The following is a 22977-nucleotide window of genomic DNA, read 5'->3' as shown; positions in this document are numbered from 1 at the left end:
AACTTTAACACGATGACACCATTCCATCTTGCCTTTCCAGTTAGTGATATCGAAGCTACCCGGAAGTTCTTCACCGAAGTGATTGGCTGCAAAGTCGGGCGCTCAGCTGAGAAATGGATCGACTTTGACTTTTTTGGGCACCAGATCAGCGCCCATTTGAAGCCGGACGAATTGGCACAGGCAAAAACGAATGAGGTGGATGGCGACAAGGTCCCCGTCAGACATTTTGGGGCTATACTTAAGTGGAAAGAATGGCATGAGCTGGCCGACAGGTTAACCAAACAAGGAATCGAATTCATTATTGAGCCCCATGTGAGGTTTAAAGGAGAAGTAGGCGAGCAGGCCACCATGTTTTTTCTCGACCCGAGTGGCAATGCGTTGGAGTTCAAGTCATTTCAGGACATGTCACAGGTGTTTGCCCATTAACATATGAGCTGGGTCGAAATCGTAGTAAGTCAGTTGAAGGATGTTTATTCAGGTTCGCCCTGGTATGGCAAGCCAGTGAGAGTAATTCTGCATGAAATTATGCCGGAAAGAGTTGGCTTGAGCCCCGATGCTTCCTCACATTCTGTGTTCCAGCTGGCGCAACACATGCTTACCTGGCGCACATTTGTGGTTGAGCAACTAAAAGGCAATGAGGCGTATAAAGTATCTCTCAATTCTGAAAAAGACTGGAGCCCGTCTGATCAAATAAATACAGAGAGTTGGAGCGCTTTGCTCCAGGCCTTTGACGACAACCAGAAAATACTTCTTGACCTTATTCAAAGAACCTCTACGGATACATTCGAGAAGCAAGTGCCAGGAAAGTCTTACAACTTTAAACACCTGATTGAAGGCATCGTCCATCACGACATTTACCATGCTGGGCAGATTGTCACCACAGCGAAGATTGTTGGCGCCTACCTGCCTTCCAGCTAGTGCACGTAGCTGCCGGCGTTGATATCAATGGTGCTACCTGTAGCATGGTCGGCCAGGCCGCTGCATAAGAACGTCACCATGGGGGCAATGTCCTTTGGCTCAGTGAGTCGCTCAAGTGCCAAATCGCCAAGCACCACCTGCTCGCCATATCGCTCCACAAATTCTTTGGCCATATCGGTTCGCACAAAGCCAGGCGCAATATTGAACGCTTTGATACCCTGCTTGCCGTAGGCCCTCGCTATCGACCGGGTGAGCGATACCACCCCACCTTTGGACGCCGCATAGGCCAGGTACTCGGCGGTGTCTCCTCTAAAGGCAGCTCTTGATGAGATATTGATGATCCTTCCAGTCGCCTTTCTTTTAAGCCAATGGTCGATGGCCTTTTTACAAAGAATGGCTGTTGCATTAAGATTGACCATCATGGTTTTGTTCCATTCTTCAAGCCACTGTTTATCGGCGGAACCCATGTCAGAAGCTATGGCCAGACCGGCATTATTGACCAGAAGTTCGAGAGACCCAAATTCACTCACCACCTTATCGAATAGCTGCACTACCTGATCAGGCTGAGCCAAATCTGCCTGAAAAGCTTTGCTCTCATTGCCCAGCACGTGGGCCAGGTTTTCAGCCTCTCTGCCACTCTTGTGGTAATGCACTGCCACGGTGGCACCGGCCTCGGCCAGCTTAGCCGCAATGGCCTTGCCTATTCCCCTGCTGGCTCCTGTTACGAGCACATTCAGACCAGATAAATTAATGTACATAGTGAAGGATCATTCGATATGCCGAAAAATAAGTGATTAGCGCTGAAACTAAAAGACAATCGGCAATCCTCTCTTAGAATGATTTTCCAATTTACCAATAGGCAAGTCGCCCAGGAGAACGGGGCGACTAAGAAAATTACTCAATCTAGTTTAAGAATGTCGATAACTAAATTAAGTTAACCATCTTATCTATAGGGCGTTATGGTTTTTGCGTGTGATTATCCACAATTTTTGCAAAGTTATCCACAATTCATCTAACGTGCTGATTTGATGATCTTTCCAATTGTGACTTGTCCTTCGCCAGAAAATGCCTGGTAGAGATAAACGGCGGGCGGCAATTCTTCCCCGGTTGAATTTCTGCCATCCCAGGCAAGGTTGCCGACTAATTTTCCCGGGTTATTAATGGTTCTCACCAGCTGACCAGAGAATGAAAATATTTTTATCGACTCAACGCCAGAGGGGGTTCCATTTTGGAAGTATATTAAATCAACAAAAGGATTGGGAAACGTCACCAGATCAACTTCTCCGTTGCTTAGCCCCGTTACATCCACTGGCCCCTCAAAATTTTCTATCTGCTGATCCAGCCAAGTGGTGCGCTGATTGATCCAGTTCCTAAGATAGTCCACTTCCGCTGTGTAAGTTGCTCCGACAAAATTGTTAGGCCATGTGTACTGGCCAATTACCGGCCATCTTTGAAAATTCCTATTTTTGGCGCCAGATAAGACATCGGTATATCCATCAATCATCGTGTCAATTGATTCATTGGACCAGGCACCACTCCGCAGGGTAAGCCAACGCAATTTCACCTGCTGTCTGAAAACTGGGTCAGTCATCAGCTTGTCCCACCAAAAAGGAACCAGCCAAAAGTCGTTCGGGCACACATCGTTGAACTTATAGGCCCAGCCTTGGGTGTTTCCTCCCTGGCAGTAGTCGGCGTTGCCAAACGCAAGGTTAAAGTCCCATATTGGCCCAAGAGTCAGGAGCCCACCCTTGTCATCTTTGTCCTTGTACATAAAGGTGCTGAGCCTGTAGCCATCAACATTCCGGCTTAGCTCATTGATCAGGAAAAAGTCAACAAAGCTCGACAGCTCTATATACTTGCGATAGCCTGACACCGGATCCCTGAAGGTACTCGACTTCAGAGCACCCTCGAAGCTCTTCATAAAGCTTTGTATATATGCCTTTTGAGCGCTGGTGATTTCGTCATCTGCTGGCTCATCGTATTGAAAGAAGGCCACCTGATCACTGTTTTTATAATTGTTTGGTCGGTACTCTGACGCAAATCCCCCACCACCGCTGCCGTCGAACTTATCGAGCTTCAAAATGTAACCGCCAGTAAGCTCTTCGCCTTCATTGTCCTCCGGTTTTAGGTTGGCTATGTCCACCCGGTTGTCGTCCCTCTTCACCTTTTCCATAAAAAGGTAGACTCCATGGTATTGCCCATTTAGCACCACCTCAACATATTTTGTTCTTGAGCTATAGCGCTCGGTGAATGAGAAAAGATCGAAGGTTAGTTTGTTCCGCATGAGCGTTTTGTCGGAGTAAGGCCCGTGTAAAACCCAATCCTCCTCCGATGGAAACCCCAAAATCGCCGTGTCGAGATCCTGGCCCTGCTCGTCCCAGGTTTCAATCCCGAAAGACTTCTTTGGAAAAAGGGCTTGCGAAGAGGAGCCTCTGAACTCAATGCCTATAAAGCCGTCGTAGTCGGTAAAAGGATCGGAGGTGTGGTTAGTGGCTCCTTCCGGGTTGTTGATTATGCCCATTCTTGCTTTCACCTTGGGTTCGTTTACTATAGTACGCCCTTCGGTGTTGATGATAATAATGGGGAGGTTGGAAGACTGGAAATCAACAACCTGAGAGTAAGCGGACTGCGTACAAAAAATAGCTCCCGCAAGAAGAGCTCTTAGCAATGTAGTTTTCATAAAAGTAGGTTTACTTACCAAATGTCTTCAAAATAGCTCAAGGCTGTTGGCTCAGCCAGCAGGCCTTTTAGCTTAAGGTAGTCCAGGTAGGCAGATAGCAGCAAAAACTGATCCTTTATTACTCTTCCCCTTAGCTTTTCCTTGGCCTTTAGCCACTTCAACAGGCTCTGCCTGGCATCGCCAGGACCTATGACCGACAATTTCTGCCGATAGGCATCTAATTGAACATCCAATTCTTTCAGGGCTTTGACCTGATCTGCCATCCGTAACGTTTTCTCGTAGGCCGCTCCAAGTTTAACATCCCACTCCGTCCTTGTCTTTACCTCCGCCCATTTATCATTGATCAGAGATAATTGCCTGTTTTGGGTTTGCATGCGATTGGTGTTGAAAATTGGAATGCCAATGCCTACCCGTAAGCCGAACCTCTCTTCGCCCTCCATGTCCCACTCAGGCTGCACAAAGCCAACGTCCCAATCTCGCTTTTCCAGCAGCACCTTGCTTTCCGTGAGTTGCACATTCAACTGCTCTTTCTCCAACGCAAGCGGCACCTCTGATGGAGCCTCCTCCAGGCCCTCCAACCGACTCAGTAGTTTTTCCAGCGATACATCTGGAAACGAACTTTGGGACAGTGACTGGGCTAGTGATTCCAGGTCAGCTCGACTTGACCCTTCCATAAAATTGGCCAACTCACCCTCAAGTTCTTCTGTCAAGTTCATTCCACTTACCCGGAGGTCAATCCTTTCAAGCTCCACATCAAGCAATTCCTCAGCATCAAACCCGCCTTCGGAAATGTATTGGCCCATGTTTTCCAGCCACTTCTGCCGCCAGGCCGCCGATGCTTCCACTTCCTGCAATTGCAGTGTCGCATACCTGATCTTCAGCCAAGCCGCAATTTTTCCAAAAAAGGCCGCTTGCATAGCCGCCTTTAACTCAAGCCTGGCATCGGCCTCCAAAAGCTTGCCCATGTTTTTTCCTGCCGCAAAGTAGAACGGATTAGTCGGACGAAGACGGAAGGCGTATTCAGTTTTGTCGTTGGTAATGCCACCCACTCTAAAATCGATCTCATCAAAATAAGCAACGCCGTACCTGTTTTGTTGAAACCATTCCAGCTGTTGCTTTGCCGCTTTTATTTCTGGCTGACTCTCTATACCAACACCGATTTGATCAAACAGCGGCAAGGGCTGCTGCCTGGCTTTTGCCATAATGGGAAGAAAGAAAAGACACGCAACGATGAGTTTGCTCCCTCTCATGGTACCAGAATCATTACTTTTTCACCCTGAAGCCAGCCTTTTGTGTTGTCGAGTTTGAAGAAGATCTCTTTGCCTGATTGCTGAACCGGCAGCTGTTGCATCATAGTGGGCAGCACTTCGACACCACCTGACCCGATATAGGTTGCCGTCGTCTTCTTGTCTGTTTCCAGTGCCGACTGCACCACCACCCGGGAGAGGTCGCCAACAATATTGGTCTGATCTGTGATATATGCCCTCACAAACTTGTTTTCGTCAGGCAACAGCGACAGCAGATCAGAAAAGCCATCGGCAGTTTGGCCCTCCATAAAATAGACATTGTCGACAATGCCACTGGCGGGAGCCAAAAGCACAAGTGATGCCTTTTCTGCCTCCATTCTATGCTTTTCATGTAGCAGCTCCTCCCTGCTGGCTTCAATGGCCTTTACTTGTAGCTGTCTCTTTTTTAGCAACAACGACTGTTTGAGTTTATTCTCGGAAACACCTGCCTCAAAATTCTGCTCAATAATCGCCAGCTTCCAGGCTGCTGCGCTTGTGGTGTCTTTTGGTTCGGTAGTAGTGAAATTCTTTAGCCAGGAGGCATCCCGGTTCTCTGACATCTTGATCTCAGAGATAGCCTGCTCTCGTTTAGTGCGCTCCTGCTGTAGCTCCAGAGCGAGCTCATTTTTTTCAATTTCAAACTCAAAAAGCTCCTTTTCGCTAGTTGCTTCAAGCTTGCTTTCCTGATAGGCCAGGTCTTGGAGGTCGTCGAGGATGGCTTGCGACTCAAGCCTCATCAGCACAGCCCCTTTCTCAACTTTTTGACCAGGGGTAACATTCACCTCAAGGATCACAGCTTTACGTGGGTGGTTGAGTCTCACCTTGGGGCTTTCCACAACGCCATACAAATTGGCTTTGCGCACAGGATAGTCGAGGCTGAAATAGAGGAGAGCCCCAGCCAAAAGCACAATTGTTATATAGAATGCGTAATAGTTTTGTTTTGGGATGCTCATTTATACTCTTACCAAATTTCCTGATTTTGACCATTTCACCTGAAGAACTCCTTCAATCTCACTCATTTGCTGCAAAAAAGATGTTGCCGCCTCTCCGGCTACCCGAACTACCTGCCACTCGAGCTGCCAGGTGGCTTCCTTCCCTTTTTGCTGACTCACCAACCTAATTTTCAGGCTTAGCGGCTTTATAATTTGCTCAATTTGTGCGGCCAGCTCCATTGTTTCCATTGTCACTACCAGCGCAAACCGCTCTTTCTGGTTTTTTCTCTCAACAAAAAAATGGAGTAGCCAGGCCACCAGGCAAAACATGAAGGTGCTGGATATAGCAATGCTAAAACCGTAGACACCCAGTGCTATCCCCAAGGCCAGTGTGGAAAAAAGAAAAAGCAGATTTTTGGGCTCCTCTATTCTGGTTCTGAACCGGATAATGGCCAGCGCTCCAAAAATGCCCAAGCCACGTGCCAGGCTGTCGCCAATCGACATCATTACGGCGGTGGATGCCAGCGTGGCTAGGATCATCGAAATAAAAAATTGGTCAGGATAAACGAAACCCGTGTAGGTCTTTTTATGCGTGATAGCGATGAGCGAAGCCAAAACAAGGCCCCACATCAAGGTGTAAATGGCTGTGATAAAAGTGGGAAACCCCGACTGAAGCTCCACCGGAAAAAATTCAAGCATACATTCTTATGTTCGTATTTACTCTAGCGTAACACCTAAGTAATGTATCCTTAACGTAAAAAAAAAGCGACCTGGTAAGGCCGCTCGCTATTAATTTCCACACTTTCTGTCAATAAAGTGCCATATCGAACCTTCGCCGGTACTTTTTTGTCAGCTCATTTTGTGCGCCAACGAGTTGAAAGAACGCTACGGCAGCCCGTCTGGGAAGCTCCTCCATAAAAGCTTTGTCGATCATAACCGCCTCTATGAGCAGACTGATGCCGCTTTCGGGGTCATCGTTTCTAAAAGCCTCCTGCGCCGCTCCGAGTTTTTTCCCGACGGCACTGTCAACAGAAATGTCCGCTTCCAGAAAATTGGCCATTTCCTCTATTCTCTGAATGTCCTCGAAGAACTTATTCCGGTTTACCACCTTTAACAGCAGTTCTCTGGCCGTCGAAGCATCTTGCAAAACAATGCTCCTCGCCATAAGCATCCTCCCCTCATCACTCGACGGATAGTCGATAATAAAGCTCTCCAGTTCGCCCAAAGCATTCTGATCTCCTGTGATTAGCTTTTGCTCTATTTGATCCAAAAGCTCCTTCTCTTCGCTCGGCAAATATTGATCGAGCCATTTTTGAATTTCGTGTTTAGGAAGTGCTCCAGTAAACTCAGCAACTACCTCACCCCTATGAAACATTTTCACTGCCGGAATGCCCTTGATGCCATACTCCGCCGACAGGTGCTGGTTTTCATCTGAGTTCACTTTTACTAATTCCCAGGTGCCTTTGGCCTCACCAGCCAGTTCCTCTATGATCGGCCCTAAAAACTGACAGGGCCCGCACCAGGGTGCCCAAAAGTCAACGACCACAGGCACGTCTTTACTTTTCGCTATTACTTCTTTGTCAAAATCCATGCTTCAATTATTTCCGGCTATTTAACAAAAATGCGGCCATTGCCAGTTCCTGAAAACAGCACTTTTGAAGGCTGTTCTATATATTTCCCCAGGCGTTTAGCACCAGCTGCCGACTTCCACCATAGTTCCGGTGTTCGCAAAGATATATCCCCTGCCAGGTGCCCGTGTTGAGTCTGCCATTGGTGACCGGAAGCTGCACTGAGGCTCCCAGCAACGATGCTTTGATGTGTGCCGGCATGTCGTCGGGGCCTTCCATGGTATGCCGATAGTAGGGTGCGTTTTCAGGCACCATTTTGTTGAAGTGACTTTCGAAGTCTACCCTAACGGTCGGGTCTGCATTTTCATTGATCGTGAGGCTAGCCGATGTGTGCTGAATAAACACCTGTAGCACACCTTGTTTGATTTTTTGCAGCTCTGGAAACTGCTCCAACACCTCTCTGGTAATAAGATGAAACCCCCTTGGGTAGGGCTTCAGTGTTATCTCTTTTTGAAAAAATTCCATGATTAATAGTAACGATTGGGTGCCTGATTTGCAACCTGCGTGGTCAGCAAATCACTCTTTTAGCATGGCGAGGTGAACACCACGCTGCCAAATTATCCCTCCTCGTTTTCTTTTTGCCCAGGTACCCATTCGTACGCCCCAATGTCAGGGAGACTGTCTCTTTGGTGCCCGAGGTTGTCGAGATCGATATTGAGGTATTTTGCCTTGTTAATAAGAGGCGATAAACTATCGGGGCGGTAGTCGTAAAGAAATTCGTTGAAGAACTTTGGCGGCGTGTTGATCAGGTTGTTGTTGGCATTGAGCAGCGAGTTGGTCGTCTTCAGTAAACTGTTGCCCACCTGGTAAATGAAGCTGGCCCCTCCCTCGGTATTAAATTCGATCTCCTCCTTCTGTGTCCCCCAAATCACGCTGTTGAACACCCGTGCTTGCAATGGCGACGTAAGCAACTCTTCATTTGCCAGCAATATATTGTCTGAAAAGATGACGGAAGGGTCTTCACGAAAGAAGTCGGAGGGGTAATTGGAAAAAGTGCAGTGCTCGTAGCGGTAGTTGCCGCCCGCCACGTTCGCTACCAGGTAACGAGCCGCATTGTACACGACAGTATTGTAGGCGTATACATCACTCGTCAGGGCTAAAATGCCATCGGAAGACATGTTGCCAATGGTACAATTCGCAATCACCACGTCGGGAATATCATCATCGTCGGGCGTACCGACTCTCAAGCCTACCTCCCCATTTTTGATGACGGTGTGATTGAGGAAGCTGTCTTTACTCCCTTCCAGGAAATAAATGCCTACCCATTGGCCAGGAGCTTCCCGGTAAGCTCTGTCGTTACGTATATTTCTAAAGATCACTTTTTTGCCTGGCGTTCCCTCTGTGATAAGCTTGCCCAGTACAAACAATTGGGCTCCCGGTTGCATAAGCACTTCAACACCCGCCTTAATAGTTAAAGTTACACCAGGGGCAACAGCTAACGAGTCTGCAACAACATAGGGCATGCCAGCTTCCCAGGTTTCATCCTCTTCAATAACACTCAATCCCTTGTAGTACGAAGCGTCCTGGGCCCAGGCATCCAGCACCACATTGGTACGAGTAGTGCCTGCCACTTCCAGGTAGTCCAGCACTCTCTTCGCCTCGACCTCACCCGTAACGGGCAGCCTGCCATTGACCAACACCAACAGGCTGTCCTTGCCTAAAATTTTAATGTTGTTGAATGCTTTTCCCGAGAGGCCATTGATGGTCAACTCAAATGGAGAACCTTCCAGTTGCTTCAATCTGATGCCTGGCACTATAACGCCGTTCTTGTTGGGATTGTAAAGCAGCAGCCTGTACGACGGGCTCAACTGGGTGGTCAGCAGTGTGTCGAAGTACAACGTGTCGGTGGAAAAGTAGAGAGACTCATCGGAAAGCTCAGAAAAAACCTCCTCATCGGGCGTGCATGCCCACCAAAGGGGAAGAATGAGCAGCCATACGATTCGACGAGTCAACATAAGTGCATTTTGAACGATGGAAGGTCGCAATTATTCTCCATCCTTCAGCTTCTCCGAGTGTTCGGCTATCCTCAACTGTTCAATAAACTCCCCCACATCGCCGTCCATAACTGACGGTAGGTTATAAACCGTAAGCCCTATCCTGTGGTCAGTTACCCGGCTTTGGGGGTAGTTGTAGGTGCGGATTTTATCAGAACGGTCGCCACTACCCACCATCGACTTGCGTTGGGCTCCGACTTCGTCGTTATGCTTTTTCAGCTCCACTTCGTAAATGCGTGAACGCAATACCTTCAGGGCTTTTTCGAAGTTTTTGATCTGCGACTTTTCATCCTGGCAGCTTACCACAATGCCTGTGGGGATGTGGGTAAGGCGGATCGCTGAGTAGGTGGTGTTCACCGACTGGCCACCGGGGCCTGAGGAACAGAAGGTGTCCTTCCGAACTTCGTTCATGTCTATGTTCACCTCCACTTCCTCCATTTCGGGCAACACCGCCACAGTAGCAGCAGAGGTGTGCACCCGGCCCTGCGTTTCGGTGGCTGGTACCCGCTGCACCCTGTGCACGCCCGACTCGAACTTGAGCATGCCGTAAACGTCTTCACCAGAAACGGTGGCGATAATCTCTTTATAGCCGCCCGATGTGCCTTCGGTGAGATCGAGCACGTTCATTTTCCAGCCTTTTTCCTCAGCAAAGCGCTGGTACATGCGGAAAAGGTCTCCTGCAAAAATAGCAGCCTCGTCGCCGCCGGTTCCGCCTCTAATTTCTAAAATGACGTTCTTGCTGTCGTTAGGGTCTCTGGGAATCAGCAGTTGCTTGAGTTCTTCCTCCAGCTCCTCCTCTTTTGGCTCAAGCTCTTCAATCTCCATCTTGGCCATTTCACGGAGCTCTGGATCTTTCTCTTTGTTGAGCAGTTCTTTGGCTCCCTTCAGGTCGTTCTTTACCTTCTTATATTCCTCCAGCTTGCCAACAATACGGCTAAGCTCCTTGTATTCCTTGTGCAGTTTGGTGTATTGTGCCATGTCAGCCATGGCATCGGGCTGAACAATAAGATCGCTTACTTCCTCAAAGCGCTTTTTGATGGCCTCTAGTTTATCGAGCATTCCTGAAAAATTAAGCTGCAAAATTAATAAACCCCTGATCTTTTTTCGATTAAGTGTGGTTATTTTAACAGATCGTTAGAGAACCCGTCTATGAGAACGCCAATAATCCTCTGCTTTTCCATTTGTCTGATGGCCGCTGCCTGTGGCCCCATGGACAAAGGGAATAGTGAAGAAGTAAAAAAAGAAATGGAAGATCGGAAGGTGAAGCACGTGCTTCCGTCGCAAATTACTGACAAAGCCAAAGAAAGGGGACTGGCCATTACCGATGCAGCACAAAAGGTTTTGCTTCAAACCCTGATGAAAAAAATTGAGTCGGAGGGCATACTGGGAGCGGTAGAATACTGCAATGTCAATGCTTTTCCGCTGGTAGACTCGCTGTCCAAAGCCAAACTTGCTACCATCAGACGAGTGAGCAACAAATGGCGCAACCCAAAAGACGCACCTGAAGCCGATGAAATAGCCATTATGGAAGCTTACGCCTACAGTGTGGAGCAGGGACAAGCACCGAGGGAGGAAGTGTTTATGGAAGACAATTCCACACAGGTAGTTTACACCCGACCCATTATGATGGGAGCCACCCTGTGCCTCCAATGCCACGGCACTCCGGGGAAAGAGCTTACCCGGGAAGTAGCAGATAAAATCAAAGGCCTTTACCCGGAAGACAAAGCCACCGGCTATGAGCTGGGCGAATGGCGGGGGATTTGGAAAGTGGTGTTTGAGAAGAAGGAGTTGGTGTTGGAGTTGTAGATTATTTGACAGTCTTTCTAAAGAAAAAAAGCAGGAAATAAGCCAATACAATACCAGTTTATTGGTTAATTTCGGTTGAATACAGTTTGTGAAAAAGATTTGCCAGTAATAGTATATTTGTCCAATCATGAGAATAGACTTAAACAAAGGTGTCAATATTAGGATTTCGGGTGAGCTGGGAAAGTTTAACTCAATTCCTGTTGATGCCCTGGTCAAAATCTCACAAAATTTTCAAGACCTAATATTAAGTATTGCGAAAAACGACATCCAAGATAGTGAAGCTGTCGACTTAAATAATTTCAAGGTTGAGTTGTCAGGGTTCAAAACAGGTAGTGCGGTCCCACAGTTTATCTTCACCCAACGTGTCAACTCAACTATAAGTGATGTAGGATTACAAAGAAAATTCGTTAACGAGAAATTTGAAAAACTAATTGGGATAGCAAACGAAGGAAGCTATGGAAAATTAAAAGATATTTATCCTGATTCAAATAGGCGAAACAACATGGTAAATAGCATGTATAGTTTCGTCAACAGCTTTGGGTCTGCTCCAGTGTCATTCGTGGAGGTCAGTGACTCAGATGAAATTACCGAGGTGTATAAAATCAAAAAATTCAAGTCTGAAACTAAGAAAAGCTTAATAGCAGATATAAAAGAAGCGACGGAAATTAAGGAAGAAAATTATGCAGTTGGTAAAATAAAGCTAACTACCTCCGGAAAAACCATCAAGAAGAAGATTGAGGAGATTTATACCAAATCGAACACAACTCTCTCGTATTCCCCTGACGTAATTGTTCACAATGACACCTCATACATTTTAAATTTCCCGTTGAGATGCTCTCTTGAAAAAGAAGATGATTACTACCTAATACAATCTGAATTATTAGACATAGTTGGTACAGGAGAAACAGAAGATGATGCAGAGTTGAATTTTGCGGAAGAATTCAGCTTTATTTACAAGCGATATAATGAATTGGAAGACTCCAAACTCTCGGGCAGAATAACGCAGATAAAGAGTATTTTGAACTATTTAGTTAAGGAGGTAGAATAATTATCTATGGCTGTAATTGATTCAAAAAAAACGTACAAGAATCTAAAAAAGAAAGGATTCATAGACTCGGTCGGCCACAGCGTTGACCATAAGTATCTTGAATTGTACCATGGAGGTAAACTTATTCTGTATACAAAAGTCAGTCACGGAAACAAAAAAGACCTGGGTGATTTCTTGATTAAACAGATGTCTGTTCAATGTAAGCTTGATAAAAATGAGTTGATGGATTTAGCAAATTGTCCTTTGTCTCAAAAAGAGTATTTCAAAATCCTGGCAGACAAAGGACTCATTAAACTCAACGAGCAGGGGGATTCTAATATTCCTCAATAAAGCAGTTGTTCCTGGCCTGTAAGAAATGTCTACTCTGAGGAGGCTAGACAAGTGCCCAATTGGGGCCAGACTTTAGCTTTCTACTACCTTTGGAGATAGGTTGAAGCTTAATATTTAAAGGCTAACACAGTTAATGTTACTACCCCAATCTCGATTTGACGCCATAACAACTGTTTCACAAGCCTTCTCAAATGCTTATCCTTTGATGCTATCAAATGATACATCATCACACTTCCCTATACCTAAAGCAATCCACCACGTGATCGTTCACCAGGCCACAGGCTTGCATGTGGGCATAAATGACGGTGCTGCCGACGAATTTGTAGCCTCGCTTTTTCAGGTCTTTGCTCAAAGCGTCCGACTCTTTGGTTGTCGGTGGAGCTGTTTTGTAGTCTTTCCATTGGTTCACAATTGGCTTGTTGTCCACAAACTGCCAGATGTACTTGTCGAAGCTGCCGAATTCCTGCTGCACTTTAAGAAACTGCTGTGCGTTGGTTACGGCACTTTGCACTTTCAGCCGGTTACGAATGATGCCGCGAAACAGCAACAACTCTTCTACAATCTGGGGAGTAAACTGCGCCACCTCTTCCGGGTCGAAATCGGCGAATGACTCACGGTAGCCGGCCCGCTTTTTCAGGATGGTGCTCCAGCTGAGCCCGGCCTGCGCTCCTTCGAGGATCAAAAATTCGAAATGCTTGCGGTCGTCGTGCACCGGCACTCCCCACTCCTCGTCGTGGTACTTCACATAGTCATCGAAGCCAAGACACCAGGCGCAGCGTTTCTTGTTGTCGTTCATTGGTAGAGGTATTCGCTTAAAAAGCCTGTGATGGTTTCGGCCGCATGATAGAAGAAGCTGAACGGTGTTGTTTCAAAGGTATCTGTTGGCTGATGGTAGTACTTATGGTCTTCTACCCCAAAATAAAGAAAGGGGATTTTCTGCTTGTGAAACGGCCCATGGTCGGACGACATCGTCCAGTCGTCGTGACCGGAGCCAGGCTGGTCGTGGCCCAGCTTGAGCTGAACTTTGGCATACCTGGAGCCGTCGGTATCTATCAGCGACTTGAGCTGTGGGTAATGATAAGTGCCGCAAACGTACAGCTCATTATTGAAGCCTTTGCTAACCATGTCCATATTCAAGTTCAGCTTTACCGGGATATTAGCTTTTTGCAGATACTCTACCAGGGCATAACCTCCCAGCAAGCCGGTTTCCTCCGCATCCAGCGCAGCAAAAATGATGGTGTATTTTGGCGTCGTTTTCTTTGCGGCAAAAAGCCAGGCGGCCTCCAGCAGCACGCTCACCCCCGATGCATTGTCGTCCGCACCGTAGTAAATCTCTCTGTTCTTGACGCCGAGATGATCATAGTGAGCGGTGACAACAACGGCCGAATCACTTTCCCCTTTTAAAAAACCAACTACATTCACTCCCTGCGAAGGGTAGTTCTTTGCCTTCATATCGAACGGAATGAACCAGTTGCTCTCGAGTTCGTGAAGTCCTGCATAGTTAAAATTGTTTTTGATAAATATGCGGGCTCTGCTAATGCCGTTGGTGCCGCTTAGGCGGCCTGCCATTTCCTGAGACGAAAGCGCTTTCAAAGCATTCATCAGTCTCGTGGAATCAACGCTGACCTGACCATTGCTCATGAGCCCACAGAAAAGCAGCAGGCATATTAAAGTATACGCTTTGCTGTGTGTTATGATTTTTGCTCTTACTTGCATTTCTTCCGAAAATATCTTGTTTTACAAAGCCGGAGGGAATCTGGAAGGGATCGCCGGGGCACCTTTTGATCTATTGTCCCTTTTTTCCGTAAATAGCTATTCCTCTTACAATAATAGAAACTTATCCCTGTTGAATATGATAGTAATCCTAAATATCCCCATGAGACACTTGCTGAAATTCACATTTGCCCTTTGCCTGATAGGTTTTACTGCACAGGCACAGGAAGAAGAAATAAATATAGCAGGTTTTCGGTTTCTGGACTATACCAACGATCTGCCTGCCGATCTTTTATCCGGTCGCTCTGCGGTATTTGTAAGCGTGCCACCCAAAAGCAGGGGGACTTCGGAAAGAGGCGACTGGAAAGGTTTTTCAACCGAAATGCACCAGGAGTTTCGGAAAATGGGTATTGATGCCGTTGCCTACCTGAATATCGACGATGTGATGGCTGGGACAGACGTAACGGAAGCCTTTTCGGACTTTCTCAACTCCCGCCAGATCAAGAACCTCATTCTTTTGAGCAAGGTAAATCTTAAAATTGCAGGCAAAGAAAGTGAAAGAGTAGTGGTAGTAATCACGCCCTACGACGGCACGAAAACCTATATGTCGAACGGGCAGCAAGCCTGGAAAGATCAGGACAAAGACCTCGAAAAGGTGGTCAAAAACCTTGGAAAAGCAGTTTACAAATCGAAACAGGAAAACAAGAACTTCCTTATTACAGAAAAGCCGGAGTTCTTTACCGATGTGGATATTGTCACAAAACGACGGTTTCCATCTTTCGCCGGTGACCTGAAAATTGACAAGCTGGCGGTGCCCATGTATACCAAAGTGGAAATCCCTGCAGACAAGCCTGGGGGAATTGTCAACAATAATGTAGAAAAGGAAATACAGAAGTACAACGCCAAAGTAGCCAGCTCCAACAATGTGCTAAAAGGCGCTATGCAGGACTACCCCTTCAAGTATGAATTGGTAGAATATGATGGAGACGATAAAAAACTATACAATGCGGGTTATCAGTATGTGCTGCTTAACCTCAACACTACCGGATACACCATTAGAGAAATGCTGAACTATGAGGTGGACAAGAATGAGACCGACTACATTACAATGAAAACGAGCAATGGCAAAACCATCCTGAGAACCATTCCGGTGCATGCTCCTGTGTACAAGTTTTATGTCAAGCACCTGGTGACCGGCGATGTGTACCTGGGCACGAAGTGGGATGCCGACGAAACAATGGACGAAGCACTGAAAAACTACATACAGAACTTTAAGGATGAGCTGAAGATCAGGTAGGTTTTTAGGATTGCAATGGGCGGCACCTGTTGCAGTTGGATATCGCCCTTTCAGGGCTGGGCTGGTAAAGAAAAAAGGCCCTGACGTCGAGCGTCAGGGCCTTTTTTAATGCGCCCACACTGGGGCTTCTTGTCGTGTCACCAGCTTGGCTATACGCCTTGGCTGTGGGCACGACTACTTCGAGCCGTCTTTGAATTTGTCAAACCTGCTCTTACTGTCTACCCTTGGGTACACGTTGTTGCTTTGCTGAATGTCAGGAATCTCGTTTTTAGGATCCAGCTTGATGCCTACTACCTGCTTGTCTTTAGCAAACACCTTGGTTACCTGCTGTTCGTTGAGTCTCCATATTTCTGCCGGAATCTTCTCGACTTCTTTGGTACCGTCGGCATATGTCCATTCGATGATAACCGGCATCATCAAGCCACCTTCGTTTTTGAAAGTCACTTCGTAGAAGTTCTTTTCGGCGTTTCTTTTCTGAATGGCTTTATCGTCGACGGCGTTTTTGAACTCACCGTATTCCGAGCTTTTGGTGTTGGCCATGGTGAATGGTTTTGGTGCGGCAAGGCCATTTTCTACTGAAGCATCACCTCCTCCAAGTGTGCCATCACCACTCACTTTTACCTGATTTTCGAAACCTTTGGCGTCAATATTCATTTTGTACCAGGTCACTTTGTCCACAGCGATGTCGCACGCATCTACGCTGTAGAACCAACCTTTCCAAAACCAATCGAGGTCAACAGCCGAAGCGTCTTCCATCGTTCTGAAGAAGTCGGCGGGTGAGGGGTGCTTAAACGCCCATCGCTGCGCATATTCTTTAAAGGCCGCATCGAAAAGCTCAGGGCCCATCACAGTTTCACGAAGCAGTACCAACCCGGCGGACGGCTTTCCATAGGCTTCGTAGCCCAGCGATCTTCCGTTTTCAGGATTGGTCATGATCGGGCGAAGGTCGTTTTTCTCGCCCTTCATATAGTTGACTACTCCTGCTGGTGTACCCCATGTGGTATTGAAGCCAGGGTAGTTTTCAACCACAGTCTGGTGCTCAAGAAAAGTGTTGATGCCTTCATCCATCCATGCCCATTGACGTTCGTCGTTGTTGATGATCATCGGGAAATAATTGTGGCCTACCTCATGCACAATCACTCCCACCATGCCTTCAAGCGTTCTCTGAGAGTAGGTGCCATCAGGATTCGGACGGCCAAAGTTGAAGCAAATCATCGGGTACTCCATACCAATCGAAGCGGTATGAATCGACTGTGCCACCGGATAAGGGTAGTCGATGGTGTATTTCGAATAGGTCTTTAATGTGTTTACGACTGCTTTGGTTGACTCTTTTTCCCAAAGAGGATTTCCTTCCTTTGGATAAAAGCTCATAGCCAAAGGCGTGTTGTTTTCAAACTTCACAGCCTGGGCGTCCCAGATAAACTTTCTTGAAGAAACAAAGGCAAAGTCACGCACGTTGTCGGCCTTATAAACCCAGGTTTTAGTACCCTTGGCTCGTGACTTCTCGTTTTGGATGGCCTCCTCTTGCGTAATGATGATTACCGGCTTGTCGAAACTTTTCTTTGCTCTCTCAAGGCGCTCAAGCTGCGTAGCTGTGAGCACCTCTGTTGGGTTCTGCAAAACGCCTGTTGAAGCCACCACATGATCGGCCGCCGTGGTAATGCGTACAGTGTAGTCGCCAAACGCCAGGGCAAACTCGCCAGATCCAAGGAACTGCTTGTTCTGCCAGCCATTCACGTCGTCGTACACCGCCATGCGTGGAAACCACTGGGCAATCGTGTACAAATAGTTGCCGTCCTTAGGAAAGTACTCGTAGCCAGAACGACCGCCAAGCTGCATGCGGTCGTTGATAGTGTATGACCAGGCCACTTTGAAAGAGACTTCACCGCCCGACTTCAGAGGCTGCGGAAGGTCTACCCGCATCATGGTTTTGTTGATGGTATAGGGAATGGCTTTGCCATCTACCGTCTTAACATAGGCGATTTTGAAACCTCCATCGAAGTCCTGATCTCTGGTGATCCGCTGCTGGAGCGACTTACCTGAAATCGTATCAGGCATACTACTGGAAGACACCAGCGGGGTGTTGGAGTCCTTGGCCCTCATATTCTGGTCGAGTTGCAACCAAAGATACTTGAGTTGATCAGGTGACTGGTTGTGATAGGTGATAGTTTCTTCACCGGTCACCGACTGGTTGTTGTCGTTAAGGGTTACCGAAATATCGTAGTCGGCTTTTTGCTGCCAGTATTCCCGCCCCGGAGCTCCTGAAGCTGTTCGGTAGGTATTTGGCGTGGGCAGCATGGTGCCCATTTGCTCAAACTTTTGGCCCCACTGTCCCTGGGCGTTTACATTTTCTGCAGTGATGATGCCCGCTGCAATGGCCAGGCAACTAAAAAGAATCCTTTTCATAAACATTGAGTATTTGATAATCAGTCTTTGGGTTTTTGTCGTTCATTTATCTACCAAATAAGCCCGGAAAGAACTTTTCCCGGGCTCACTTACAGTATGTTTTACTTTTCTCTTTTCCTTAGTTTTTCTTTTCCTTGAACTGATCAAAGCGGGTTTTTACGTCCTGGCGAGGGAACACATTATTGTCTAGCTCCACATCAGCTGTTTCTTTATCCGGATCAAGTTGAATATTCACTACTTCCTTGTTTTTGGCAAACACCTTGGTCACTTCGTGCTCATTGTGTCTCCAGATTTCGGCAGGGATATACTCCTTTTCTTTGGTGCCATCAACATAAGTCCATTCAATAATAACGGGTGTTACAAGGCCTCCCGCATTTTTCAGGGTCAACTCATAAAAATTGGTGTTGATATGCTTTTGCTTGATGGCCTCATCATCCACTTTGTTCATAAACTCTCTGTAAGAGTCGTCGGAAGTGCCACTGAACACGAAAGTCTCTGCTGCTTCCTGAAAATTGGTAGCTGATGCTTTCTTGCCATCGGCTCCCATCACCTCGCCCGAAGCTGTTACCTGATTTTCGAATCCTTTTTCATTGGTGGCCATTTTGTACCATTTTACATTGTCAACCGCCACGTCCACATGATCGGTTGTGTAGAACCATCCCCTCCAGAACCAATCGAGGTCCATGGCCGAAGCGTCTTCCATGCTGCGGAAGAAGTCAGCGGGCGAAGGATGCTTGAACGCCCATCTGTCTGCGTATTCTTTGAAAGCATAGTCGAAGAGCTCAGGCCCCATAATAGTTTCCCGTAAGACGCTGAGCGCTGCCGCTGGTTTTGCATAGGCATTATTACCAAACTGAAGGACCTGCTCAGAATTGGTCATGATCGGGCGAATGCCTTCTTTGTCTCCTTTCATGTAATCAACAATACAGGAAGCGCAACCACGGCGGATTGGCATGTCAGGATAGTGTTCTTTTTGGGTGAGCGACTGCACAAAGGTGTTCAAACCTTCGTCCATCCAGGTCCACTGGCGTTCGTCGGAGTTAATGATCATCGGGAAGAAGTTATGCCCTACTTCGTGCACAATCACGCCGATCATTCCCCACTTTTTCTGGTCGGTATACTTCCCGTCTGGGTCAGGACGGCCAAAGTTGAAACAGATCATTGGATATTCCATCCCTATAGAAGCCGCATGCACGGAAATCGCTTTTGGATACGGGTAATCGATAGTGTGCTTAGAATAGGTAATCAATGTGTTGGCTACAGCCCTTGTCGATTCTTTTTCCCACAGCGGATTGCCTTCTTTTGGATAATAGCTCATGGCGAGTGGCGTCTTGCCATTGATATCAACCGCCATAGCATCCCAAATAAATTTTCTGGAAGTGGCAAATGCTACATCACGAACATTTTCAGCCTTGAATGTCCAGGTTTTCTTTTGTGTCGATTTTGTCTTCTCGGCTTTCTCGGCCTCTTTTTGAGTGACAATAATCACTGGCTTGTCGAAAGTAGTTTTCGCCTTTTCAAAACGCTGAAGTTGTTCCGACGTTAGCACCTGAGAAGCATTTTGTAGCGTACCGGTTGCTCCCAGAATGTGATCCGCAGGCACCGTAACACTAAAAGTGAAGTCTCCGAAAGGCAGCGTGAACTCGCCTCTACCCAAAAATTGCTTGTTCTGCCAGCCATTCACATCATCGTATACCGCCATTCTGGGGTAGAATTGCGCAATGGTGTACACATAGTTTCCGTCCTTTGGAAAGTACTCATAGCCTGAACGGGGACCTTCGAGCATACGGTCATTGATATTGTAAGACCAGGCTATTTTGAATGAAACCTTTCCTCCTGGCTCCAATGCCTTGGGTAAATCCACCCTCATCATGGTTTGGTTGATGGTGTATTTGAGGCCCTTGTCCGACATGTCTTTTACATAGGCGATCTTAAAGCCGCCGTCGTAGTCAGCATCATTGATCATCGTTTGCAAGGATTTCCCTGAAACAGAATCTGACATTGCCGTGGTAGTCACCAGGGGCGTGTTGGACGACTTAGCCCTCATGTTCTGGTCGAGCTGTACCCAAAGGTAAGAAAGCCTGTCAGGTGACAGGTTGTGATAGGTGATGGTTTCGGTGCCAGTGATGCTCTGATTGGCATCGTTGAGCTCAACTGAAATATCATAGTCGGCTTTTTGCTGCCAATAGTCTCTTCCGGGTGCACCGGAAGCCGTACGGTAGCTATTGGGAGTGGGCAGCATTGTGCCAAGCTGCTCAAACTTCTGGCCCCATTCTCCCTGGGCTTTTGCTAAATAACTTGTGCAAAGGGTTAATGCTACAATGAGTAGTTTCTTCATATCAATTTCACTTTTTACCAAAATTTACTTTCTATAATCATTGTCAGTGATATGCCTGCCACAGCCGACGAAATCACTAAAATCCAGTCTCTTTTTTTTACACTTCCCAACGTCATAAAAAGAAATGCTGCCACCATCACCACCAAAACGATCACAATCTGGCCAACCTCAAGGCCCAAATTGAAAGCGAGAAGTTGTGTGACAATGGATTCGTCTTTGCCCAGCAAGCTCTTCAGGTAGTTAGAAAATCCCATGCCGTGAATCAGTCCGAAAAACGCCGCAAACCAATAGTTTAGTTTCACGCTTTTGCTGCCCACTTCAGCGTCTTTTTTGTAAATATTGGCCGCCGCCGTGATAAATATTGTAATCGGAATCAGGAACTCCACGAGCCCTGAGTTTACTTTAATTACGTCTAGCGTAGATAGTGCCAGTGTCAACGAATGACCCAAAGTGAAAGCAGTCACTAAAACAAGGACGTTTTTCCACTGTTGGGCCGAATAAATGGCGCACAGGGCAATAACAAACAGTATGTGGTCGTAACCATTGACATCAAGAATGTGTTCCAGTCCTAATCCAAAAAAGAGGCTAAACTCCGACATAGTTTTCTTAAGTTGCTGCCACAAAAAAGGTTGTAAGTATACATCTTAAATTTTGTACTTGCAGTAAATGTTGTTTCTATGGCAATGATTGTACATATCTCCTTCGTATTCGTTACGTGGCTGGCTCATCCTTTTCACGTGAGCGTATGCGATGTAGAGTTCAATGATAAAACGAAGTCCCTGGAGATTTCCCAACGCATTTTCCTTGACGACCTTGAAGAAGCGCTGAGAAAGAAAAGTGGCTGGACAACGCTGGACGTTGTCAACCCCTCAGATAAGAAGCGATTTGATGCGCTTATGAAAGAGTTTGTGATAGAAAATCTTTCAATAGAAATAAATAATAAGCCCGTAAAGCTGTCCTATCTCGGCCATGAGCTGGAATCGGATGCTATCTGGTGCTACCTCGAAGTGACCGGCGTGAACAATTTGACTACAATAGGGGTTGAAAATAGTGTGCTCATTGACACTTTTCCTGACCAGGTGAACCTGGTTCATGTCAAAAAAGAAGGCAAAATTCGATCTCTAAAGTTGTACAGGGATAACATAAAGGGTAGTATCGACTACTAGTTTTCCCAAATTTCTGAATAAACAATCACGTAAACTCTATTATGGACAAATTGGATCAATACCAGGAAGGACTCATTCAACTATTATTTGACTACGCTCCCAAACTAGTGGCTGCCATAGTCATTCTTATCATTGGCTTTTATCTCATTGGCTTCTTCACCAGATCCTTAAAAAAACTGATGAAGAAAAGGGACGTGGATCCAACTCTCATTCCTTTCCTCTCCAATATTTTCAATGTCATCCTCAAGGCCATGGTACTCATTTCGGTGGCTTCCATGGTGGGTATTCAAACGACCAGTTTTGTGGCGGTAATAGGTGCAGCGGGTTTGGCGATTGGGTTGGCCATGCAGGGCAGCCTTTCCAACTTTGCCGGTGGGGTTTTGATCATTATGTTTCGGCCTTACAGGGTAGGTGATTTTGTGGAAATGCAGGGGCAGGCGGGCACGGTGCACGCAATTCAAATCCTGTATACTGTGCTCAAATCACCAGACAACAAAACGATCGTTATTCCCAACAGCGCTGTGATGGGTGGGACCATTACCAATTACTCAGTGGAAGACAATAGAAGGCTCGATCTCGTTTTCGGCGTGAGCTATTCAGATGACATCAAAAAGGTAAAAGAATTGCTAACTCAAATGGCGATGGATGACGAAAGAGTAATCAAAGATCCTGCGCCGTTTATTGCCATTAAAGAAATGGCCGACAGCTCTGTAAACTTCCTTTTCAGAGTGTGGGTGAAGAAAGAGGACTACTGGCCAATGACGTTTGATATGCAGGAACGAGTGAAAAGCACGTTCGACAAAGAGGGTATTTCTATTCCGTTTCCTCAGAGGGACGTTCATCTCTTTCAGCAGAAGTAACGATGCCAAATGGTAGTTGCTGGAAGATATCCCAGCTACTCCCATTGTATTTGAGCAAACAAATATTGTCGACAAAAAATGAAGCCTTTAGCGGCTTGTTTTCAAATTCCTGCCAAGCCTCGTGAAAGCGAGGCTTTTTTAAATCCCTGAAAGCAAGCGTGATGTGCGGGTGAAAACCTCTGCCCTGATAGTCGGCATTGAACAAATTGAGCGACAAGCGCATAGCTCGGGCCACTGTTTTCTGTAAATCGTGTAATTGAGGCGATTCAACGGGCTCAGCGTAGATTACCCTCGGAGGAAAAGCTGCGAATCCCTTCAATGCCACTTCGAACGGAGTCAGCGGCAAACAGCTTTCTTCCAGCGCAGTAAGAAGTTTTTTCTCCTTGCTCTCCCTCCATTTAAAGGGCATGTGCAACGTAATGTGTGGTGGAGAATTGAGCGATTTGGAAGAATTATATTTATCCCTGAAGTACTCTTTCAGTTGGTGAAGCTCCCCCCTCAACGGCTCCGGCGGCACTACTGCCACAAAGTACAATTTCTCATCCCGAAGTAGGTTTTTTACCATTAAGCACTTA

General features: G+C 46.7%; 23 protein-coding genes. 8 read left to right on the top strand and 15 right to left on the bottom strand.

The genetic code is table 11. The features are described from left to right. The first annotated feature begins 12 nt into the window (after positions 1–12). Complete coding sequence (locus RIF36_RS28240) at positions 13–426, top strand: VOC family protein (protein ID WP_350072433.1); 414 nt, start codon at positions 13–15, stop codon at positions 424–426. A 3-nt stretch (positions 427–429) separates the two neighbouring features. Continuing rightward, positions 430–918: a DinB family protein gene (locus RIF36_RS28235; protein WP_350121855.1), complete on the top strand. Its 489-nt coding sequence runs from the start codon at positions 430–432 to the stop codon at positions 916–918. On the opposite strand, the gene RIF36_RS28230 is transcribed toward RIF36_RS28235, so the two are convergent. From RIF36_RS28230 to prfA, 9 genes are all read right to left on the bottom strand, one after another. Then, complete coding sequence (locus RIF36_RS28230) at positions 915–1676, bottom strand: SDR family NAD(P)-dependent oxidoreductase (RefSeq protein ID WP_152001473.1); 762 nt, start codon at positions 1674–1676, stop codon at positions 915–917. The genes RIF36_RS28235 and RIF36_RS28230 overlap by 4 nt on opposite strands. Before the next feature lie 254 nt (positions 1677–1930). Beyond that, positions 1931–3598, bottom strand: a complete 1668-nt coding sequence (locus RIF36_RS28225) for a CotH kinase family protein (protein WP_350121857.1) — start codon at positions 3596–3598, stop codon at positions 1931–1933. Positions 3599–3612: 14 nt separating this feature from the next. After that, a complete protein-coding gene (locus RIF36_RS28220) occupies positions 3613–4848 on the bottom strand; it encodes a hypothetical protein (protein WP_350121859.1) in 1236 nt (411 codons plus the stop codon). Beyond that, a complete protein-coding gene (locus RIF36_RS28215; protein ID WP_350121861.1) occupies positions 4845–5837 on the bottom strand; it encodes an HlyD family secretion protein in 993 nt (330 codons plus the stop codon). Before RIF36_RS28215 ends, RIF36_RS28220 begins: the two co-directional genes overlap by 4 nt. Then, on the bottom strand, positions 5838–6515 hold the full coding sequence (locus tag RIF36_RS28210) for a DUF4956 domain-containing protein (RefSeq protein WP_350121863.1): 678 nt from the start codon (positions 6513–6515) through the stop codon (positions 5838–5840). A 109-nt stretch (positions 6516–6624) separates the two neighbouring features. Next, a complete protein-coding gene (trxA, locus tag RIF36_RS28205; protein WP_350072440.1) occupies positions 6625–7407 on the bottom strand; it encodes a thioredoxin in 783 nt (260 codons plus the stop codon). Between the two features lie 76 nt (positions 7408–7483). Next, entirely contained in the window at positions 7484–7909 is a 426-nt protein-coding gene (locus RIF36_RS28200) for a secondary thiamine-phosphate synthase enzyme YjbQ (protein ID WP_350072441.1), read from the bottom strand. A 92-nt stretch (positions 7910–8001) separates the two neighbouring features. After that, positions 8002–9399 (bottom strand): right-handed parallel beta-helix repeat-containing protein, encoded by a 1398-nt coding sequence (locus RIF36_RS28195; RefSeq protein WP_350121865.1) that lies wholly within the window; start codon positions 9397–9399, stop codon positions 8002–8004. Between the two features lie 30 nt (positions 9400–9429). Continuing rightward, positions 9430–10497: a peptide chain release factor 1 gene (prfA, locus tag RIF36_RS28190; protein ID WP_350121867.1), complete on the bottom strand. Its 1068-nt coding sequence runs from the start codon at positions 10495–10497 to the stop codon at positions 9430–9432. A 90-nt stretch (positions 10498–10587) separates the two neighbouring features. Here prfA and RIF36_RS28185 point away from each other — a divergent pair, with 90 nt between their 5' ends. From RIF36_RS28185 to RIF36_RS28175, 3 genes are all read left to right on the top strand, one after another. Further along, positions 10588–11244, top strand: coding sequence for a Tll0287-like domain-containing protein (locus tag RIF36_RS28185; protein WP_350121869.1), 657 nt, complete (start codon positions 10588–10590; stop codon positions 11242–11244). A 127-nt stretch (positions 11245–11371) separates the two neighbouring features. Continuing rightward, complete coding sequence (locus tag RIF36_RS28180) at positions 11372–12292, top strand: hypothetical protein (RefSeq protein WP_350121871.1); 921 nt, start codon at positions 11372–11374, stop codon at positions 12290–12292. 6 nt (positions 12293–12298) lie between these two features. After that, entirely contained in the window at positions 12299–12622 is a 324-nt protein-coding gene (locus RIF36_RS28175) for a hypothetical protein (RefSeq protein ID WP_350121873.1), read from the top strand. Between the two features lie 226 nt (positions 12623–12848). Here RIF36_RS28175 and RIF36_RS28170 read toward each other — a convergent pair whose 3' ends face one another. After that, positions 12849–13418: a DNA-3-methyladenine glycosylase I gene (locus tag RIF36_RS28170; RefSeq protein ID WP_350121875.1), complete on the bottom strand. Its 570-nt coding sequence runs from the start codon at positions 13416–13418 to the stop codon at positions 12849–12851. Continuing rightward, positions 13415–14338: a M28 family peptidase gene (locus tag RIF36_RS28165; protein ID WP_350121877.1), complete on the bottom strand. Its 924-nt coding sequence runs from the start codon at positions 14336–14338 to the stop codon at positions 13415–13417. The genes RIF36_RS28170 and RIF36_RS28165 overlap by 4 nt, the downstream gene beginning before the upstream one ends. Positions 14339–14474: 136 nt before the next feature. Between RIF36_RS28165 and RIF36_RS28160 the strand changes: the two genes are divergently transcribed. Then, positions 14475–15632, top strand: coding sequence for a hypothetical protein (locus tag RIF36_RS28160; RefSeq protein WP_350121879.1), 1158 nt, complete (start codon positions 14475–14477; stop codon positions 15630–15632). A 174-nt stretch (positions 15633–15806) separates the two neighbouring features. Here the strand turns inward: RIF36_RS28160 and RIF36_RS28155 are convergent, their stop codons facing one another. The 3 genes from RIF36_RS28155 to RIF36_RS28145 form a co-directional block, all read right to left on the bottom strand. Continuing rightward, positions 15807–18038, bottom strand: coding sequence for a M1 family metallopeptidase (locus RIF36_RS28155; RefSeq protein ID WP_350121881.1), 2232 nt, complete (start codon positions 18036–18038; stop codon positions 15807–15809). Between the two features lie 118 nt (positions 18039–18156). After that, complete coding sequence (locus tag RIF36_RS28150) at positions 18157–20376, bottom strand: M1 family metallopeptidase (protein ID WP_350121883.1); 2220 nt, start codon at positions 20374–20376, stop codon at positions 18157–18159. 14 nt (positions 20377–20390) lie between these two features. Beyond that, positions 20391–20975 (bottom strand): HupE/UreJ family protein, encoded by a 585-nt coding sequence (locus tag RIF36_RS28145; protein WP_350121885.1) that lies wholly within the window; start codon positions 20973–20975, stop codon positions 20391–20393. Between the two features lie 78 nt (positions 20976–21053). Between RIF36_RS28145 and RIF36_RS28140 the strand changes: the two genes are divergently transcribed. Next, positions 21054–21542 (top strand): DUF6702 family protein, encoded by a 489-nt coding sequence (locus RIF36_RS28140; RefSeq protein WP_350121887.1) that lies wholly within the window; start codon positions 21054–21056, stop codon positions 21540–21542. Between the two features lie 41 nt (positions 21543–21583). After that, positions 21584–22402 (top strand): mechanosensitive ion channel family protein, encoded by an 819-nt coding sequence (locus RIF36_RS28135; protein ID WP_350121889.1) that lies wholly within the window; start codon positions 21584–21586, stop codon positions 22400–22402. On the opposite strand, the gene RIF36_RS28130 is transcribed toward RIF36_RS28135, so the two are convergent. After that, positions 22356–22967, bottom strand: coding sequence for a 2'-5' RNA ligase family protein (locus RIF36_RS28130; RefSeq protein WP_350121891.1), 612 nt, complete (start codon positions 22965–22967; stop codon positions 22356–22358). The genes RIF36_RS28135 and RIF36_RS28130 overlap by 47 nt on opposite strands. Positions 22968–22977: the final 10 nt, after the last annotated feature.

Source organism: Imperialibacter sp. (genome assembly GCF_040222815.1).
Lineage (GTDB): Bacteria > Bacteroidota > Bacteroidia > Cytophagales > Cyclobacteriaceae > Imperialibacter.
Note: the sequence above shows the minus strand (reverse complement) of the source record. Positions and strands in the feature narration are given on the sequence as shown.